This is a genomic window from Streptomyces megasporus (assembly GCF_000718985.1).
GTDB lineage: Bacteria > Actinomycetota > Actinomycetes > Streptomycetales > Streptomycetaceae > Streptomyces > Streptomyces megasporus.
This window is the reverse complement of the sequence record NZ_JODL01000001.1, coordinates 317,070-333,801: the sequence shown is the minus strand read 5'-3', so window position 1 is coordinate 333,801 and position 16,732 is coordinate 317,070. Positions and strand designations below refer to the sequence as shown.

Genomic DNA, 16,732 nt, shown 5'->3' with positions numbered 1-16,732 from the left:
AAGCCGCGCCCCAGGGGGCGACCGGTGTACCGTCCGCACCATCCAGCACAGCGACCAGGACCGGCGATCCACGTGAGTTCCTCCCACACGTCCACCACGTACCGTCTGGTGCGCACTCCGCCCGGCGCGACGAGCCCCCCTGCCTTGGACGCACGGCAGCGCGCGGTGGTTGACCACGCCGGCGGACCGCTGCTCGTCCTGGCCGGTCCCGGCACCGGCAAGACCACCACCCTGGTGGAGTCCGTCGCCGAGAGGCTGCGGCGCGGCGGCGACCCGGAACGCGTCCTGGTGCTGACCTTCAGCCGCAAGGCGGCGGTCGAGCTGAGGGACCGGATGGCGACCCGGATGCGGGGCGTCACCCCCCAGGCGACGACGTTCCACTCGTACTGCTACGCGCTGGTCCGGGCCCATCAGGACGCCGATCTGTTCGCCGAACCGCTGCGCCTGCTCTCCGGCCCCGAGCAGGATCTGCGCATCCGCGAGCTGCTGGCGGGACAGGCCGAACTGGAGGACGCCGGTCGGGACCGGGCCGGGTGGCCCGACGAGCTGCGCGCCTGCCTGACCACGCGCGGTTTCGCGGACGAGCTGCGCGCGGTGCTGGCCCGCAGCCGGGAGCTGGGCCTGGGCCCGGACGCCCTGGACGACTTCGCCCGCCGCGCCGGCCGTCCCGACTGGCGGGCCGCGGCGGCCTTCATGGCCGAGTACCTCGACGTGCTGGACCTGCAGGGCGTGCTCGACTACGCGGAGCTGGTGCACCGCGCGGTGCTGCTCGCCGAGCGGGACGAGGTCGGCGCGCGGCTGGCCGCCCGGTACGACGCGATCTACGTCGACGAGTACCAGGACACCGACCCGGCGCAGGTGAGGCTGTTGCGTGCGCTGGCCGGGGACGGCCGCACCCTGGTCGCCTTCGGCGACCCCGACCAGTCGATCTACGCCTTCCGCGGGTCCGACGTGAACGGCATCCTCGACTTCCCGCGGATCTTCCGGCGGCGCGACGGCGCCCCGGCCCCGGTCCGGGTGCTGCGCGTCAACCGCCGCTCGGGCTCGACGCTGTTGGAGGCCACCCGACGGCTCGCCCGCCGCATGCCGCTCACCCGGCTGCCCGTCGAGGCCGTCCGCGCGCACCGCGAGCAGACCGCCGTGCGGGAGGGCGGCCGGGTGGAGGTCCTCACCCACCCCACCCCGGGCGCCGAGTTGGACAACATCGCCGACCTGCTGCGCCGCGCCCACCTGGAGGAGGGCGTCCCGTGGCGGGAGATGGCCGTGCTGGTCCGCGCCGGACACCGCACCCTCCCCTCCGTGCGGCGCGCGCTGACCTCCGCCGGCGTCCCGGTGGAGATGGACGGCGACGAGGTCCCGCTGAGCCGGGAGCCCGCCGTCGTGCCGCTGCTGACCGCGCTGCGCGTGGCGGCTCGGGCCGCCGTGTCCGACGCGGCGGGCACCGGCACCCCGCGGCGGTGGATCGACGTGGAGACCGCGCTCACCCTGCTGACCTCCCCGCTCGGCGGCATGGACGGCGCCGACCTGCGCCGCCTGGGCCGCGCGCTGCGGGAGGAGGAGCGGGTCGCGGGCCGTGCCGTGCCTCGCCCCTCGGACGAGCTGCTGGCCGAGGCGCTGGCCGAGCCCGAGCGGCTGGTCGTCCACGACCCGTCCCACGCGCACGGCGCCCGGCGGCTCGGGCTGCTGCTGCGCGCCGCGCGCGAGGCGCTGGCGAAGGGAGCCACGGCGGAGGAGGCGCTCTGGGGACTGTGGGACGGCACCCCGTGGCCGGACCGGCTGGAGCGGGCCGCCCTGCGCGGGGGCCCCGCCGGCCGCAACGCCGACCGCGACCTGGACGCCGTCTGCGCCCTGTTCGCCGCCGCGGCCCGCGCCGAGGAGCGCGTCGGCGGGCGTGGCGCGCTCAACTTCCTGGAGGAGCTGGACGCCCAGGACATCGCCGGCGACACCATCGCCCCCCGCGCGTTGCGCCCCGACGCGGTACGGCTGATGACCGCGCACCGCTCCAAGGGCCTGCAGTGGCGGCTGGTGGTCGTCGCCGGCGTGCAGGAAGGACTCTGGCCCGACCTGCGGCGCCGCGGCTCCCTCCTGGAACCCGACCGGATAGGCCGCGACGGACTGGCCGAACCGCTCACGCCCGGCGCGATGCTGGCCGAGGAGCGCCGGCTGTTCTACGTGGCGGCCACCCGAGCCGCCGACCGCCTGGTCGTCACCGCCGTCAAGGCCGCCGCGGAGGACGGCGACCAGCCCTCCCGCTTCCTGACCGAACTCGGCGTCGAGCCCAGGGACGTCACAACCCGTCCCAAGCGTCCGCTGTCCGTCTCCGCGCTGGTGGCCGAACTGCGCGCCGCCACCGTCGACCCCAAGTCCTCCCCCGCGCTGCGCGAGGCGGCCGCACGGCGACTGGCGAAGCTGGCGGCGCTGCGCGACGACGACGGCAGCGCCCTCGTCCCCGCCGCGCACCCGCACCGCTGGTGGGGCCTGTACGAGCCGACCCGCTCGCGGGTGCCGCTGCGCGACCGCGACAAACCGGTCGTCCTCTCGGGCAGCGCCCTGCACCAACTGGCCGACACCTGCGCCCTCCAGTGGTTCCTGGGGCGCGAGGTGAAGGCCGAGCCGCCCGCCACCGCCGCCCAGGGGTTCGGCAACGTGCTGCACGTCCTGGCCGACGAGGTCGCCTCCGGCGGCACCCCCGCCGATCTGTCCGTGCTGCTGGAACGGCTGGACTCGGTGTGGGACTCGCTCGCCTTCGAGGCCCCCTGGAAGTCGCGGCAGGAGAAGGAGAACGCCCGCGCCGCGCTGGAGCGCTTCCTGCGCTGGCACGTCATGGAACGGGACCTCGGGCGCGAGACGGTCGCCACCGAGCACCGCTTCGACGTGACGCTGGAGGCGGGCGGCCGGCAGGTCCGCGTCCGCGGCACCATGGACCGCGTCGAGCGCGGCCCGGACGGCCGGGCGTACGTCGTCGACTTCAAGACGGGGAAGAGCAAGCCGACCGCCGCCGAGGTCGAACACCACCCCCAACTGGCCGTCTACCAGCTCGCGGTGCGCGAGGGCGCCCTCGACGACGTCGGCGAGCGGATGGAGCCGGGCGGCGCGGAACTGGTCCAACTGCGGATCGGCGCGCCGAAGAAGGAGGGCGGCGACGAGTTCCCAGCCGTCCAGCGACAGCGGGCCCTGTCGTCGTACGGCGAGGACGGGGACGGGGACGGGGACTGGATCGGCGACCTGCTGGCCGACGCCGCCGGCCGCGTCCTGGACGAGCGGTTCACGCCCTCTCCCGGACGGCACTGTGACACCTGCTCCTTCAAGGCCGCGTGCAGCGCCCGGGCGGAGGGCCGGCACGTGGTGGACTGACCCCGGTGCGTCCGATATCGGTGCGGTGTGCTCCCAGATGGGGAAAGTGCGAGGCATGCGAGGAGAGGGGGCGCGACCGTGGCGGCCAAGAGGAGAATCCCGACGGCGACGGCGGTGCCGGCCCTGACCCCGGGAGCCGCGGGCTGTTCGAGCGAGGACAGCGGGGCAGGGTCGGACGCATCGGACAACGGCGCCGAAAGGGTCGCCACGGAACTGGAGAAGAGCTCTCCCCGCGAGACGGCCGACCGGGCGGTCAAGGCGACGAAGGCGGCCGATTCGCTGCGCGTCGAGGCCGAGATCACCACCGACGAGGGCAGGCTCGACATGAACAGGGGGCTCGCCAGGGACGGCAGGTGCACCGGATCGGTGACGGTGGACGGCGCCACCGCCGACGTCATCGGCGTCGGCGTCGGCGAGTTCCGCGACCTCGAAGCGCTGCCGGACGACATGGACTCGGGCGACCTCGACATCGCCGACAAGGGCGAGGTGACCGACCTCGACGGTCGGCCGGTCATCCCGCTGACCGACGAGGGGGACGGCGGCACCGCCACGGTCCACGTCGCCAACGACGACGACAAGCCCTACATCCTCCGGGCGAAGAACGAGGGCGGCGACGAGCCGGGCGTGATGGACTTCACCGACTACGACAAGCCGCTCGTCATCGAGGAGCCGGACCCGGACGAGGTCGTCGACACGAGCGAACTCCAGCGCAGGTAGAGGGAGTTGGCCGCCGGACGCGCGCACGTTTGGCGGTCGGCGCCCGTCCGCTCGGTCCACCGCGCCGCCACGGGCGTCGGCGAAGGGCGCTAGCGTCTTGCGGGTGCCCGTTCAGCTCACCGACCCCGACGACCTCAGGCGGCTGCTCGACATCCCCTTCACCGCCGAGCAGGTGGAGTGCATCACCGCCCCGCCCGCCCCGCAGGTCATCGTGGCCGGAGCCGGGTCGGGCAAGACGACGGTGATGGCCGCCCGCGTGGTCTGGCTGGTGGGCACCGGGCAGGTCGCGCCCGACCAGGTGCTCGGCCTGACCTTCACCAACAAGGCGGCCGGTGAACTGACCGACCGCGTGCGCAAGGCCCTGACCAGGGCCGGGGTGCTCGACCCGGACCCGGCCGACCCCGACCAGGCGCCCGGCGAGCCGCGGATCTCCACCTACCACGCCTTCGCCGGACAACTGCTGACCGAGCACGGCCTGCGGCTGGGCATCGAGCCGTCCGCCCGGCTGCTGGCCGACGCCACGCGCTACCAGCTCGCCGCCTCGGTGCTGCGCACCGCGCCCGGCCCCTTCACGGCGCTCACCAAGTCCGTCGGCGAACTCGTCCGCGACCTGCTCGCGCTCGACGCCGAACTCTCCGAGCACCTGGTGGAACCCGAGAGGCTGCGGGAGTACGACACCGAACTGCTGGCCCTGCTCACCGGCGGCGAGGTGAAGCTCACCAACGCCGCCCTGCGCAAGGTGCCCGAGACGGCGCGGGGCCGCCTGGAGCTGCTGGAGCTCGTCGAGGAGTACCGCCGACGCAAGCGGGAGCGCGAACTGCTCGACTTCGGCGACCAGATGGCCCTGTCGGCCAGGCTGGCGCGCGACGCCCCCGAGGTCGGGCGGATCCTCCGCGAGGAGTACGCGGTGGTGCTGCTGGACGAGTACCAGGACACCTCCGTCGCCCAACGCGTCCTGCTGTCCGGCTTGTTCGGGTCGGGCACCGGCCACGCCGTCACCGCCGTCGGCGACCCCTGCCAGGCGATCTACGGCTGGCGCGGCGCGTCCGTGGCCAACCTCGACGACTTCCCCGAGCACTTCCCCCACGCCGACGGCACCCCCGCCCGCCGGTACGCCCTGAGCGAGAACCGTCGCAGCGGCGGACGGCTGCTCCACCTGGCCAACACCCTGGCCGCGCCGCTGCGCGCCCGCCACGCCGGAGTGGAGGCGCTGCGCCCCGCCCCCGGAGCCGAACACGACGGACTGGTGCGCTGCGCCCTGCTGCGCACCCACGCCGAGGAGATCGACTGGCTGGCCGACTCCATCGCCCACCTGGTGAACACCGGCACCCGGCCCGGCGAGATTGCCGTGCTGTGCCGCACCGCCGGCGACTTCGCCGAGATCCAGGGCGCGCTGGTGGCCCGCGACGTCCCCGTCGAGGTCGTCGGCCTGTCGGGGCTGCTGCACCTGCCGGAGATCGCCGATCTGGTCGCCATGTGCGAGGTCCTCCAGGACCCGACCGCCAACGCCTCCCTGGTGCGGCTGCTCACCGGGCCGCGCTGGCGCATCGGCCCGCGCGACCTGGCGCTGCTGGGCCGGCGCGCCCGACTGCTGGTCCCCGGCGGGCCGCGCACGGAGGACGGCGAGGTGGACGTCGAGAGGCGGCTGGCCGCCGCGGTGGAGGGCACCGACCCGGCCGAGGTGATCTCGTTGGCCGACGCGCTCGACACCTTCCTGGACCCCGGCGGCCACGAGGACGAGCTGCCCTTCTCGCCCGAGGCGCGGGTGCGCTTCGCACGGCTGGCCGCCGAGATCAGGGAGTTGCGGCGCTCCCTGGCCGACCCGCTGATGGACGTCCTCCACCGGGTGCTGTCCGTCACCGGCCTGGAGGTCGAACTCTCCGCCTCGCCACACGCGCTGGCCGCCCGTCGCCGGGAGACGCTGGGCACCTTCCTGGACATCGCGGCCGGATTCGCGTCGTTGGACGGCCAGTCCACCCTCCAGGCGTTCCTGGGCTTCCTGCGCGCGGCCGTCGAGTACGAGAAGGGGCTGGACGGTTCGCTGCCCGGCGGCGAGAACACCGTGAAGGTGCTCACCGCGCACAAGTCCAAGGGACTGGAGTGGGACGTGGTGGCCGTCCCCGGACTGGTGCGGAAGAACTTCCCCAGCGAACAGGCCCGCGAGTCGTGGCTCAGCCGTCCCAGGGTGCTGCCGCCCGCCCTGCGCGGCGACGCGGCCACCCTGCCCGAGTTGAAGGGGTGGACGGCCAAGGACCGAAAGGACTACGACGAGGCGGTCAAGGAGCACCAGTACACCGAGGAACTGCGCCTGGGCTACGTCACCTTCACCCGACCGCGTTCCCTGCTGCTCGGCTCGGGCCACTGGTGGGGGCCGAGCCAGAAGACGCCGCGCGGCCCCTCGTCGTTCCTGGAGGCCCTGCGCGAGCACTGCGAGGCCGACCCGTGGCACGGCGAGGTCGAGCACTGGGCCGAGGAGCCGGAGGAGGGCGAGGAGAACCCGGCCCTGGCGGAGGCGGCCGAGGAGCGGGCGTGGCCCCTGCCGCTGGACGAGGACGCCCTGGCGCGCCGCCGTGCCGCCGCCGACCTGGTCACGGCCCATCTGGACGGGTACCGGAACGGGCCCTTGGAAGGGAAGGAAGGGGAGCGGGCACCGGACGGACCGGACGCGCGGCCGGCGGACCGGAGGCTGCCCCGACCCCGGACGGCCTCGGCGGACGAGACGGACGGCCCGGACGGCACGGAGGGCACAGCGGGCACGGAACCGGCGGAGCCGGATTCGGAGAGGCCGGAGCCGGAGGGACTGGACCCGGATGACGCGCGGACCGTCGCCTCCTGGGACCGGGACCTGGACGCGCTCGTCGCGGAACTGCGCCGGGCGCGGTCGGGGGTGCGCGAGGTGCCGCTGCCCGCCTCGCTGTCCGCGACCCAGCTCGTGCGTCTCGCCGCCGACCCCGAGGGCTTCGCGAAGGACCTGATCCGGCCCATGCCGAGCCCGCCGCGGCCCGCCGCCGCCCGACGCGGCACCCGGTTCCACGCCTGGGTGCAGTCCCGCTTCGAGGAGCTGGAACTGCCTCTGCTCGGCCCCGAGGAGCTGCCGGGCGGCGAGGAGGACGAGGGGGCCCACGGCTCCGGCACCCCCACGGAGATCGCCGACGAACAGGACCTGGCCGCGCTCAAGGAGGCGTTCGCCCGCACCCCCTACGCCCACCGCACTCCGTACCGGGTCGAGGTGCCCTTCCGGATCGTGCTCGCCGGGCGGGTGATCCGAGGCCGGATCGACGCGGTCTACCGGGACGAGGACGGTCGGGGCTTCGAGATCGTCGACTGGAAGACCGGGCACTCCCGGACGGCCGACCCCCTCCAGCTCGCCGTCTACCGCCTCGCCTGGGCCGAGCGGCGCGGGCTGCCGCTTCGGGCCGTGCGCGCCGCCTTCCTGTACGTGCGCACCGGTGAACTGGTCCACCCCGCCCACCTGCCGGACAGGGCGGAACTGGAACGGTTGCTGCTGCACGGGCCGCAGGAGCACGCTCCGGACAGAGGTGCCGAAGGCAGGGAGACAAGGGAGACAAGGGAGAACAGGGGCGAAGGGGGCGGAAGCGGCGGGAACGGCGGTGCGGTCGTGAGCGAGAGCGGGGAGCCCGACGCCCGGGAGGGCACGGCGGCCGATTCCAGGACGGGTGGGACGGCCGGATAGGCTCGGAGCATGAGCTCCGCCCCGGCCGCTCGCGGACACCGCGGTCCGAGAGCACACCACAGGCCGGTACCCCGTCCGCGGGGTGCGCGGGCGCCCTGCTCTCCCCACGGTCGGGCACCGGCCCGTCGCAGCACGTACACGAACCACCGCTCACGCCGCAGGGGAAGTTGGAAGCAGCCGTGATCACCTGGCCCGACCGCGCCGCAGCTCACCGTCCGATCACGCTCACCGCCACCGGCGGCATCGACCGCGCCGTGCACCACCGCATGGACGAGGCCTGGCTCGCGGCGGCCTGGAGTCACCCCACGACCCGCTGCTTCGTGGTCTCCGGCGGACGGGTGCTGATCGAGGACACCGGCGACGGCGGGGCCGAGCTGGTGACCATGCCCTCCTTCGACGCCCCGCTGACCGAGGCGCACCGCTACTTCCTCGGCGTCGACGAGGACGGCGTGCGCTACTTCGCGCTCCAGAAGGACTCCCTGCCGGGCCGGATGGACGACGCGGCCCGCCCCGCGGGACTGCGGGAGGCGGGCGCGCTGCTCTCCGAGCGCGACGCGCGCCTGATGGTGCACGCGGTGGCCCTGGAGAACTGGCAGCGGATGCACCGCTTCTGCTCGCGCTGCGGCGAGCGCACCGTCATCGCCGCGGCCGGCCACGTCCGCCGCTGCCCGGCCTGCGGGGCCGAGCACTACCCGCGTACCGACCCCGCCGTGATCATGCTGGTGACGGACGCCGACGACCGCGCGCTGCTGGGCCGCCAGGTGCACTGGCCCAGAGGCCGGTTCTCCACGCTCGCGGGCTTCGTGGAGCCGGGGGAGTCCATCGAACAGGCGGTCGTGCGGGAGGCGGGCGAGGAGGTCGGCGTCGAGATCGGCGAGGTGGAGTACGTCGCCAGCCAGCCGTGGCCCTTCCCCTCCAGCCTGATGCTGGGCTTCGTGGCGCGCGCCACCTCCACCGAGATCCGGGTGGACGGCGAGGAGATCGAGGAGGCCCGCTGGTTCTCGCGGGAGGAACTGCGCGCCGCGTTCGCCTCCGGCGAGGTCCTGCCGCCGTCCGGCATCTCCATCGCGGCCCGTCTGATCGAGCTGTGGTACGGCGAGCCGCTGCCGTGACGGCCGCGTGGCGGCGACGCGCCACGGGGCGGCCGTCACGGCCGGCAGGGCCGTGGCGACCGCCGCGTGGCGGAAACCTCGCTCCGCTCAGGCGCCGACCTTCTGCTTGACCTGCGCGATCGACGGGTTGGGGAGGGCCGAGCCGTCGGGGAAGAGCACGGTCGGGACGAGCTGGTTGCCGTTGTTGACCTTCTCGACGAAGGCCGCGGCCTCCGGGTCCTGCTCGATGTTGACCTCGGTGTACGCGATTCCCTCGCGGTCCATCTGGCCCTTGAGCCGTCGGCAGTAACCACACCAGGTGGTGCTGTACATCGTCACCGTTCCCGCCATGGGTCCTCGCGCTCCTTCGTCTCGACGTCTTGGCATCGTTGGAACGTTCAACCGCCCGGGACCATTCCCGGACCGGGCCGATCATCGCCGTGAGGCGCGTCTCCCCCGCGCCCTCCGGGGCCCCTCGCGCACCCTCGAACCCCACGCGGGCACCGGTACGACGAACTCCCACCGCCTGTGGACGACGGTTATGGACGCCCTCGGCGACCTGGCAGCATGGCGGGGTGACAGCAGCAACGCCCTCCCCTCTGTTCCCAGCCGTCCCCGACTCGCCGGACGCGGTGCTCGATGGGCTCGACCCCGAGCAGCGCGAGGTGGCCACGGCGTTGCACGGCCCGGTGTGCGTGCTGGCGGGGGCGGGCACGGGCAAGACCCGGGCCATCACGCACCGGATCGCGTACGGGGTGCGGGCCGGGGTGTACCAGCCGGCGAGCGTGCTGGCCGTCACCTTCACCAACCGCGCCGCGGGGGAGATGCGCGGGCGGCTGCGCGGGCTCGGCGCCAATGGCGTCCAGGCGCGCACCTTCCACTCCGCCGCGCTGCGACAGTTGCAGTTCTTCTGGCCCAAGGCGGTCGGCGGCGAACTGCCGCGCCTGGTGGAGCGCAAGGTGCAGCTCGTCGCGGAGGCCGCGGCCCGCTGCCGCGTCCGGCTCGACCGCAACGAGCTGCGCGACGTGACGGCGGAGATCGAGTGGGCCAAGGTCACGCAGACCGTGCCGGAGGACTACCCGGCCGCGGTGGCCAAGTCCGCCCGCGAGGCCCCGCGGGACGCGGCCGAGATCGGCCGGATCTACGGGCTCTACGAGCAGCTCAAGCGCGACCGCGCGGTGATCGACTTCGAGGACGTGCTGCTGCTCACGGTCGGCATCCTGGAGGAGCGCCCCGACATCGCGGACACCGTGCGGCGGCAGTACCGGCACTTCGTCGTGGACGAGTACCAGGACGTCAGCCCGCTCCAGCAGCGACTGCTGGAACTGTGGCTGGGGGACCGGGACTCGATCTGCGTGGTCGGCGACGCCTCCCAGACGATCTACTCCTTCGCCGGCGCCACCCCCGACCACCTGCTGAACTTCCGCACCCGACACCCCCACGCCACGGTGGTGAAACTGGTGCGCGACTACCGCTCCACGCCCCAGGTGGTGCACCTGGCCAACGGGCTGCTGGCCCAGGCGCGGGGCCGGGCCGCCGAGCACCGGCTCGAACTGGTCTCCCAGCGCGAGGTCGGGCCGGAGCCCGTCTACACCGAGTACGCCGACGAGCCCGCCGAGGCCGAGGGCGTCGCCCGCCGCATCCGGGAACTGTTGGACGCCGGGGTCCCCGCGAGCGAGATCGCGGTGCTCTACCGCGTCAACGCCCAGTCCGAGATCTACGAACAGGCCCTCGCCGACGCGTCGGTTCCCTACCAGTTGCGTGGCGCCGAGCGGTTCTTCGAGCGGCCCGAGGTGCGCGAGGCGGGCCTCGCCCTGCGCGGCGCCGCGCGCGCCGGGGGGAACGACACGCTGCTGACCGACGCCGTCGACCTCCCCTCCCAGGTCCGGGCGGTGCTCGGCGGCATCGGCTGGACGCCCGATCCCCCCGCCGGATCGGGCGCGGTGCGCGATCGCTGGGAGTCGCTGGCCGCCCTGGTGCGGCTCGCCGAGGAGTTCGCCCGGGCCCGGTCGGGGGCGACCCTGGCCGACTTCGTGGCCGAGTTGGACGAGCGGGCGAACGCCCAGCACGCCCCCACCGTCGAGGGCGTCACCCTCGCCTCGCTGCACGCCGCCAAGGGCCTGGAGTGGGACGCGGTCTTCCTGGTCGGGTTGACGGACGGAACGGTGCCGATCACCTACGCCAGGACCGACGAGCAGATCGAGGAGGAGCGCCGACTGCTCTACGTCGGCGTCACCCGCGCCCGGCGCCACCTGTCGCTGTCCTGGGCGCTGTCCCGCTCGCCGGGCGGTCGGGGAGGGCGCCGCCCGAGCCGGTTCCTGGAGGGGTTGCGCCCCGGTTCCCCGACGGGGGGCGGCCGTACGGGTGGAGGCGGCGGCGTCGAGCGCGCCGGCGCCGGGCGGACGCGCAGGCGGCGCGGTCCGGTGCGGTGCCGGGTCTGTGGGCGTACCCTCACCGACCCGGGCGAGATGAAGCTGATGCGCTGCGAGGGGTGCCCCTCGGACCTGGACGAGGAGCTGTACGAGCGGCTGCGGGAGTGGCGTTCGATCCGGGCCCGGGAACTGGGGCAGCCCGCGTACTGCGTGTTCACCGACAAGACGCTCATGGCGATCGCCGAGAACCTGCCCGACAGCGAGGCCGAACTGGCGCGGATCCCGGGCGTGGGCGGGCGCAAGCTCCAGCGGTTCGGCGCCGACGTGTTGGCCCTGTGCGCCGGTGAGGAGATCGGAGCGGACGACCGCGCGGACGCCGGGGAACACACACACGAACAAGCGGACGAAGATGTTCCGGAAAGTGTCACAGAGGCTGTTACGAACCTGCCCGAAAAATAGTTTGCGCGCGCCGTGTGAAGCCTCATAGCCTTCCGAGCGTGGATGAGGCGGGGCTGTTCGCTCCACCACATCCATGCTGTACTAACCCTTGAACGCCCGGATCGACACACCCGGTCGATCCCCCGAGACGCCGAGAGGAGGCGAGCTTCGATGACCACCCTGACGACCAAAGAGCTGACCGGTCTCGAGGCCATTGCCTCCTGCCTGCTCGGCTCCTGCCTGTCCGGCACCGGTGTCTCCGGTGTCACGGTCGCGCGTCCGGCGTCCCGTGTGGTCCTGCCGACCCGTGAGCGAGCCGCTGAGCGACCGATCCAGGCACTTGAGGCAGCGGTGGAGGCACAGGCGGATGCCTATGTCTTTACCAGCGTGGCCAATGGTGCCGAAAACGGACAGAAGCAGTCGCACCACCGCACGATGTGGGCCTTCCGTGGGCTCGAACCCTGGAGAGATCCAGCCTGATCGGCACGATCAGGTCGGCACCTTCCAGGGCCGCGGAACCCACACCGGGATCCGCGGCCCTTCTGTTTTCCCCAAGTGGCCCGGCCACCAGCCGGGGCGAAGAGACGACACAGACGAGGAACTTCACCGCCGTGCACATCCAGACGCACGCCCCGTCAGTACAGCCCGACCCGATCCGCCCGTCCGACTCCACGGAGGACTCCTTGACAGCCCTCACCACGCTCACCGAGCTCGACGACGCGATCGAGCGTCTCGGTGTGGCCGTGCCCTGCCGCAGCTACGACCCGGAGGTCTTCTTCGCCGAGTCGCCCGCCGACGTCGAGTACGCCAAGTCCCTCTGCCGGACCTGCCCGCTGCGCGAGGCCTGCCTCGCCGGCGCCAAGGACCGCCGGGAGCCCTGGGGCGTCTGGGGCGGCGAGCTGTTCGTCCAGGGTGTCGTGGTGCCCCGGAAGCGGCCGCGTGGTCGCCCCCGCAAGAACCCGGTCACGGCATGAACACCGCCGGCACGATCGACCGACCCGCGACGCACGATCCCGCGCTGCGTCCCTTCCCTGATTGGGAGCCCACGATGACCCTCAACGCCGAGAACCGCGCAAGCAAGCCCTCCGACGCGACCGCCTCCCACCAGAACAGGACCCGTGACATGCAACTCATCCCAGAAGCCATGGCCCGCGCCCATATGCACGAACGCATGCAGGAGGCCGAGTCCGAACAACGGGCTCACCGGCTGCTGGCCGCTCGCCGCATGCAGCGCCGCGCCGAACGGGCCTCCCTGCGGGCCCGCCGCGCGCTGGCCATGGCCGTGATGCAGTGACCGGCGACGGCCGCCACTGACCGCCGGTTCCGGTGACCGGCGCCGACAACCGATCACGGGGGACGGAGGGACCGGGGCGACACCGCCCCGGTCCCTCCCGTTGTCGGGCACTCGTCGGGTGCTTGTCGGGCGCCGACGTCTTGGGACGTCCCGGCGCCCACGGCGAGGACCGGACTCCGGGGCGGGCCGTTCAGGCGGAGGTCTCCGTCACCTCCGCTGCCTCCTGTTCTTCCTCGTCCGAGCCGTCGAAGTCCGCCTCGGCGTCCTCCTCCGGAAGGAGACCCGGCACCCACTCCTCCATCTCCTCGCGCATCCGGACCCGCGCGCCGAGCTGGCACAGCACTCCGATCGTGCTGAGCGTCACCCGGTGGATCAGCAGGTACGAGGGAGGCAGGTTGAGCTGCTTGCCCAACTGGTAGGCGGGGGACCGCGGATCGGCGAGCCGTGCCGCCTGCTCCCGCATCCAGTTCCGGGAGAAGGCGAACTCGTCCACCTGCGCGGGTTCGATGATGGGCAGGAGGTAGTCCAGCACCGCCTCGGGGTCCAGCTCGACCGTCGGCTTGACGAAGCCCTCGTCGCACAGCAGCTCGTACACCGTCTCGGCGTCGCCGTCGAGCGCCATCCGCAGCGCGACGCCGATCGTCGGCGGCAGACCCTCCGGAAGTCGGTCGACCGTGCCGAAGTCCATCACGCCCAGCCGCCACTTCTCCGGGGGGCCGTCGGGGGCGTCGTCGGTCAGCAGCCGGAAGTTCCCCGGATGCGGGTCGGCGTGGAGCAGCCCTGTCCGGGCCGTGCCCGAGAAGAGGAAACGCGCCAGGAGCTGCCCGGCCCGATCCCGCTCCTCCCGGCTGCCGTCACTGATCACCTGGGACAGGGGCACTCCGTCCATCCACTCGGTGATCAGGACCTGGTCGCACTGGTACACCACGTCCGGCACCCGCACGTCCGGATCGTCGGCGAACTCGGCCGCGTACGCCCGCTGCGCTCGGGCCTCCAGGTCGTAGTCCAACTCCTCGCTGATCCGGTCGCGCAGCTCGGAGACGAGCGGCTTGATGTCCACCCCGGGAATGAGCGGGCCCAACAGCCGGACGAAGCGCCCCAACTGGTTCAGGTCCGACAGCAGTGCCTCGCCCGCCCCCGGGTACTGCACCTTCACCGCCACCGAGCGCCCGTCGTGCCAGACGCCGCGGTGCACCTGTCCTATCGAGGCCGCCGCCGAGGGCTTGTCCTCGAACTCCTCGAACAGATCCCGCCAGTCCTCGCCCATCCGCTCGGCCAGCGCGGCGTGCACGGTGGACACGGGCATCGGCGGCGCGGCCTCCTGGAGCTTGGTCAGCGCCGCGCGGTACGGCTTGGCGACCTCTTCCGGGAGTGCCGACTCGAAGACCGACAGCGCCTGGCCGAACTTCATGGCACCCCCTTTCAACTCCCCGAGGACCTTGAACAACTGCTCGGCGGTGCGCTGCTGCAGCTCGCTTCCGACCAACTCCGCGGAGTAGCCGCCGATCCGCTTGCCCAGCCCCCAGGTCGCGCGTCCCGCCATCCCCAGCGGCAGCGCGGCCAGCTTGGCGGTACGGGTGACGGCCTTGCGTGGAAGATCCGACATGTGCCCCTCCAACTTCCCGACAGCACGACCAGGTGGCAGCGCCGAGGACAGCGGTCATGTGGCCATTGTGGACCTCCGACCCCCATCCGCCGAGAGCGGGCGGTCACCGGAGACGGAAGCCGCGCCGCACGGGCACCCCGCGTGGGCGGGCACCGGATCCGACTCGGAACGCAACTCCGGCAGAACCCACTGGCGGCGGGTGTTCGCCGCCCAGGTCTCGTCCCCGTCCAGGAATCCCAGGGCGCAGGAGGCGGTGGCCCCCGCGACCACCGTCGCCAGCGCCACGTCACAGGCGGGCACCCCCGACCGCCGTGCCGACCGCCACTGCGCCACCAGCAGCGGCCACGTCGGCTCCCGGTCCGAACGCCCGCGCACCAGGCACTCCGCACACGCGGTGGAGCCCGGCAGCACCAGTGGCCCCACGAAGCCGGTGCCCTCGACCACCCCGGCGTAGAGGTGGGGGTGACCACCGGCGACCAGTTCCTCGGCGGCGGCGGGATCGGGGGCGTAGGCGGAGAGTCCGTCGCGCGGTGCCAGAACGACCAGACCGAGACCCGCTTCGGGCTCCCCGGGGCCGGGGCGGGACGACCGCCCGCCCGCGGTCGCGCGCCGTACCGCCCTGGTCGCCGCCGAGGCCCGCCGTTCCCCGGTCCGCTCGGCCGCGATGCCGCCCGGCGCGGTGTCCCACGGCGCCACGCACCCCCCGTCCACCACGTCGACCTGCCCCACCCCGGCCGCCGACAGCAACGCCGCCACCGTCGCCCCGACGCGGCCCGCACCGCGCACCTGAACCCGGGCCGCCGCCCGGGCGGCCAACCGTCGCACTCCTCCGCCCGGCTCCGGGTGGAGCACCGAGAGCGACCCCAGATCCGGGCGCAGCCGATCCTCCACCCGGAACGCCGTCTGTCGGTGCGCGGTGGCGTCGTCCAGCAGTCCGGCGGCCGTCAGCCGCGCGACCATCCGCTCGGCCGTATCCGCCCCGAGCCCCATCGCCTCCGCCGCCTCCCGCAACCGCGGCAGACTGCGCGTGCCGTCGAACAGGTCCAGGAAGCTGCCGGTCGCGGTGTCCACCGGCCCCAGCAGCACCGCGTGCGCGGGGGTCACCCCGTACTGCACGGTGTGCCTGTCCCGCCACGCGCGCCGCAGCGCGGGCTTGATCATCGGATGCATGTCGGACCCTCTCGACCCCATGGACGCCGCGGACGGACCACCTCCGTGGCCCCCGTGATCGCCCACCGAACACCGGACGGGCCCAGCATGCGTCCCCGACCGTGATCGCCGCGGAGAGTTGTCCACAGCCGACGGCGTTCGTCATACCGCGTCTCCTGGACGTCATACCGGCCCGGCGCACGACCGGGGCCCGAGCGCCCCGGGGGCGCGAGGCGGCTCACATGGCGTGGCGCGGTGTGGCGGGGTGTGGTGTTTCCCGATGAAGCGTCCCGGAGGGGAGACTTCCGCCGACGCCGGCGGGTAACGTCGTGACGTGTCCGTCGACCCGCTGAACAGCGTCGAACCACCGCACCACGGAGCCGAGCCGAACGGTGCGGTGCCGAACGGTGCGGTAGCGGACGGCGCGGTGGCGGACGGGGTGGGCGCCGCGCCGGGCGAGGTGGAGGTCCGCCGCAGCTCACGCCGCCGACGCACGGTCTCCGCCTACCGCGAGGGCGGTCGCACCGTCGTCCTCATCCCGGCCCGGATGTCGAAGGACGAGGAGCGGCGCTGGGTGAGCGTCATGCTCGACAAGCTGGCCGCCCAGGAGAGCAGGAGGATGCTCGACGACGGCGAGCTGGCCCGGCGCGCGGACCGGCTCTCCCGGCAGTACCTCCAAGGGCGGGCCCGACCGGCCACGGTGCGCTGGGTCACCAACCAGAACACCCGCTGGGGCTCGTGCACCCCCGCCGAGGGCAGCATCCGCCTCTCGCACCGGCTGCAGGGCATGCCGGATTACGTTCTGGACTACGTCCTCCTGCACGAGTTGGCGCATCTGTTGGTTCCCGGCCACGGCCCGCGATTCTGGCGGCTGTTGGAGGCCTACCCGCGCACCGAAAGGGCCCGCGGATTCCTGGAGGGCGTGGTCGCCGCCGACAGGCTGCCGAATGTTCCCTCTCCCCGGGGCGAGTGAGCCGGCAGAGGGAGCGGTTAGCCTGGCGCAACGCACATCATCGC

The 16,732-nt window shown here is 73.5% G+C and carries 12 protein-coding genes; 9 read left to right on the top strand and 3 right to left on the bottom strand.

The window, feature by feature from the left end; genetic code table 11:
• Positions 1-72 precede the first annotated feature (72 nt).
• From IF47_RS0101460 to nudC, 4 genes are all read left to right on the top strand, one after another.
• Positions 73-3,354, top strand: a complete 3,282-nt coding sequence (locus IF47_RS0101460; protein WP_245640945.1) for an ATP-dependent helicase — start codon at positions 73-75, stop codon at positions 3,352-3,354.
• A 78-nt stretch (positions 3,355-3,432) separates the two neighbouring features.
• The gene (locus IF47_RS28515; RefSeq protein WP_157839906.1) at positions 3,433-4,071 is read left to right on the top strand and encodes a hypothetical protein; all 639 of its coding nucleotides are present in this window, start codon (positions 3,433-3,435) and stop codon (positions 4,069-4,071) included.
• Positions 4,072-4,174: 103 nt separating this feature from the next.
• On the top strand, positions 4,175-7,765 hold the full coding sequence (locus IF47_RS0101450) for an ATP-dependent helicase (RefSeq protein ID WP_031506038.1): 3,591 nt from the start codon (positions 4,175-4,177) through the stop codon (positions 7,763-7,765).
• Between the two features lie 179 nt (positions 7,766-7,944).
• On the top strand, positions 7,945-8,877 hold the full coding sequence (nudC, locus tag IF47_RS0101445; protein WP_031506037.1) for an NAD(+) diphosphatase: 933 nt from the start codon (positions 7,945-7,947) through the stop codon (positions 8,875-8,877).
• An 87-nt stretch (positions 8,878-8,964) separates the two neighbouring features.
• Here nudC and IF47_RS0101440 read toward each other — a convergent pair whose 3' ends face one another.
• Positions 8,965-9,207: a mycoredoxin gene (locus tag IF47_RS0101440; RefSeq protein ID WP_031506036.1), complete on the bottom strand. Its 243-nt coding sequence runs from the start codon at positions 9,205-9,207 to the stop codon at positions 8,965-8,967.
• Positions 9,208-9,431: 224 nt separating this feature from the next.
• Between IF47_RS0101440 and IF47_RS0101435 the strand changes: the two genes are divergently transcribed.
• From IF47_RS0101435 to IF47_RS0101420, 4 genes are all read left to right on the top strand, one after another.
• Positions 9,432-11,687, top strand: coding sequence for an ATP-dependent DNA helicase UvrD2 (locus IF47_RS0101435; protein ID WP_051716759.1), 2,256 nt, complete (start codon positions 9,432-9,434; stop codon positions 11,685-11,687).
• Between the two features lie 150 nt (positions 11,688-11,837).
• The gene (locus tag IF47_RS0101430; RefSeq protein WP_031506032.1) at positions 11,838-12,146 is read left to right on the top strand and encodes a hypothetical protein; all 309 of its coding nucleotides are present in this window, start codon (positions 11,838-11,840) and stop codon (positions 12,144-12,146) included.
• A 131-nt stretch (positions 12,147-12,277) separates the two neighbouring features.
• Complete coding sequence (locus IF47_RS0101425) at positions 12,278-12,640, top strand: WhiB family transcriptional regulator (RefSeq protein WP_031506031.1); 363 nt, start codon at positions 12,278-12,280, stop codon at positions 12,638-12,640.
• Positions 12,637-12,960 (top strand): hypothetical protein, encoded by a 324-nt coding sequence (locus IF47_RS0101420; protein ID WP_031506030.1) that lies wholly within the window; start codon positions 12,637-12,639, stop codon positions 12,958-12,960. The genes IF47_RS0101425 and IF47_RS0101420 overlap by 4 nt, the downstream gene beginning before the upstream one ends.
• Before the next feature lie 190 nt (positions 12,961-13,150).
• Here IF47_RS0101420 and IF47_RS0101415 read toward each other — a convergent pair whose 3' ends face one another.
• A complete protein-coding gene (locus IF47_RS0101415; RefSeq protein WP_031506028.1) occupies positions 13,151-14,566 on the bottom strand; it encodes an ABC1 kinase family protein in 1,416 nt (471 codons plus the stop codon).
• A 54-nt stretch (positions 14,567-14,620) separates the two neighbouring features.
• Positions 14,621-15,736, bottom strand: coding sequence for a ThiF family adenylyltransferase (locus IF47_RS0101410; RefSeq protein ID WP_031506027.1), 1,116 nt, complete (start codon positions 15,734-15,736; stop codon positions 14,621-14,623).
• 406 nt (positions 15,737-16,142) lie between these two features.
• On the opposite strand from IF47_RS0101410, the gene IF47_RS0101405 reads away from it, so the two are divergent.
• Positions 16,143-16,688, top strand: a complete 546-nt coding sequence (locus tag IF47_RS0101405) for a M48 metallopeptidase family protein (RefSeq protein WP_031506026.1) — start codon at positions 16,143-16,145, stop codon at positions 16,686-16,688.
• Positions 16,689-16,732 lie beyond the last annotated feature (44 nt).

What these genes read in the sequence shown, in the direction of transcription:
- IF47_RS0101440 (WP_031506036.1), bottom strand. Translation starts at nt 9,207, where the DNA reads ATGGCGGGAACGGTGACGATGTACAGCACCACCTGGTGTGGTTACTGC.
- IF47_RS0101430 (WP_031506032.1), top strand. Translation starts at nt 11,838, where the DNA reads ATGACCACCCTGACGACCAAAGAGCTGACCGGTCTCGAGGCCATTGCC.
- IF47_RS0101420 (WP_031506030.1), top strand. Translation starts at nt 12,637, where the DNA reads ATGAACACCGCCGGCACGATCGACCGACCCGCGACGCACGATCCCGCG.
- IF47_RS0101415 (WP_031506028.1), bottom strand. Translation starts at nt 14,566, where the DNA reads ATGTCGGATCTTCCACGCAAGGCCGTCACCCGTACCGCCAAGCTGGCC.
- IF47_RS0101410 (WP_031506027.1), bottom strand. Translation starts at nt 15,736, where the DNA reads ATGCATCCGATGATCAAGCCCGCGCTGCGGCGCGCGTGGCGGGACAGG.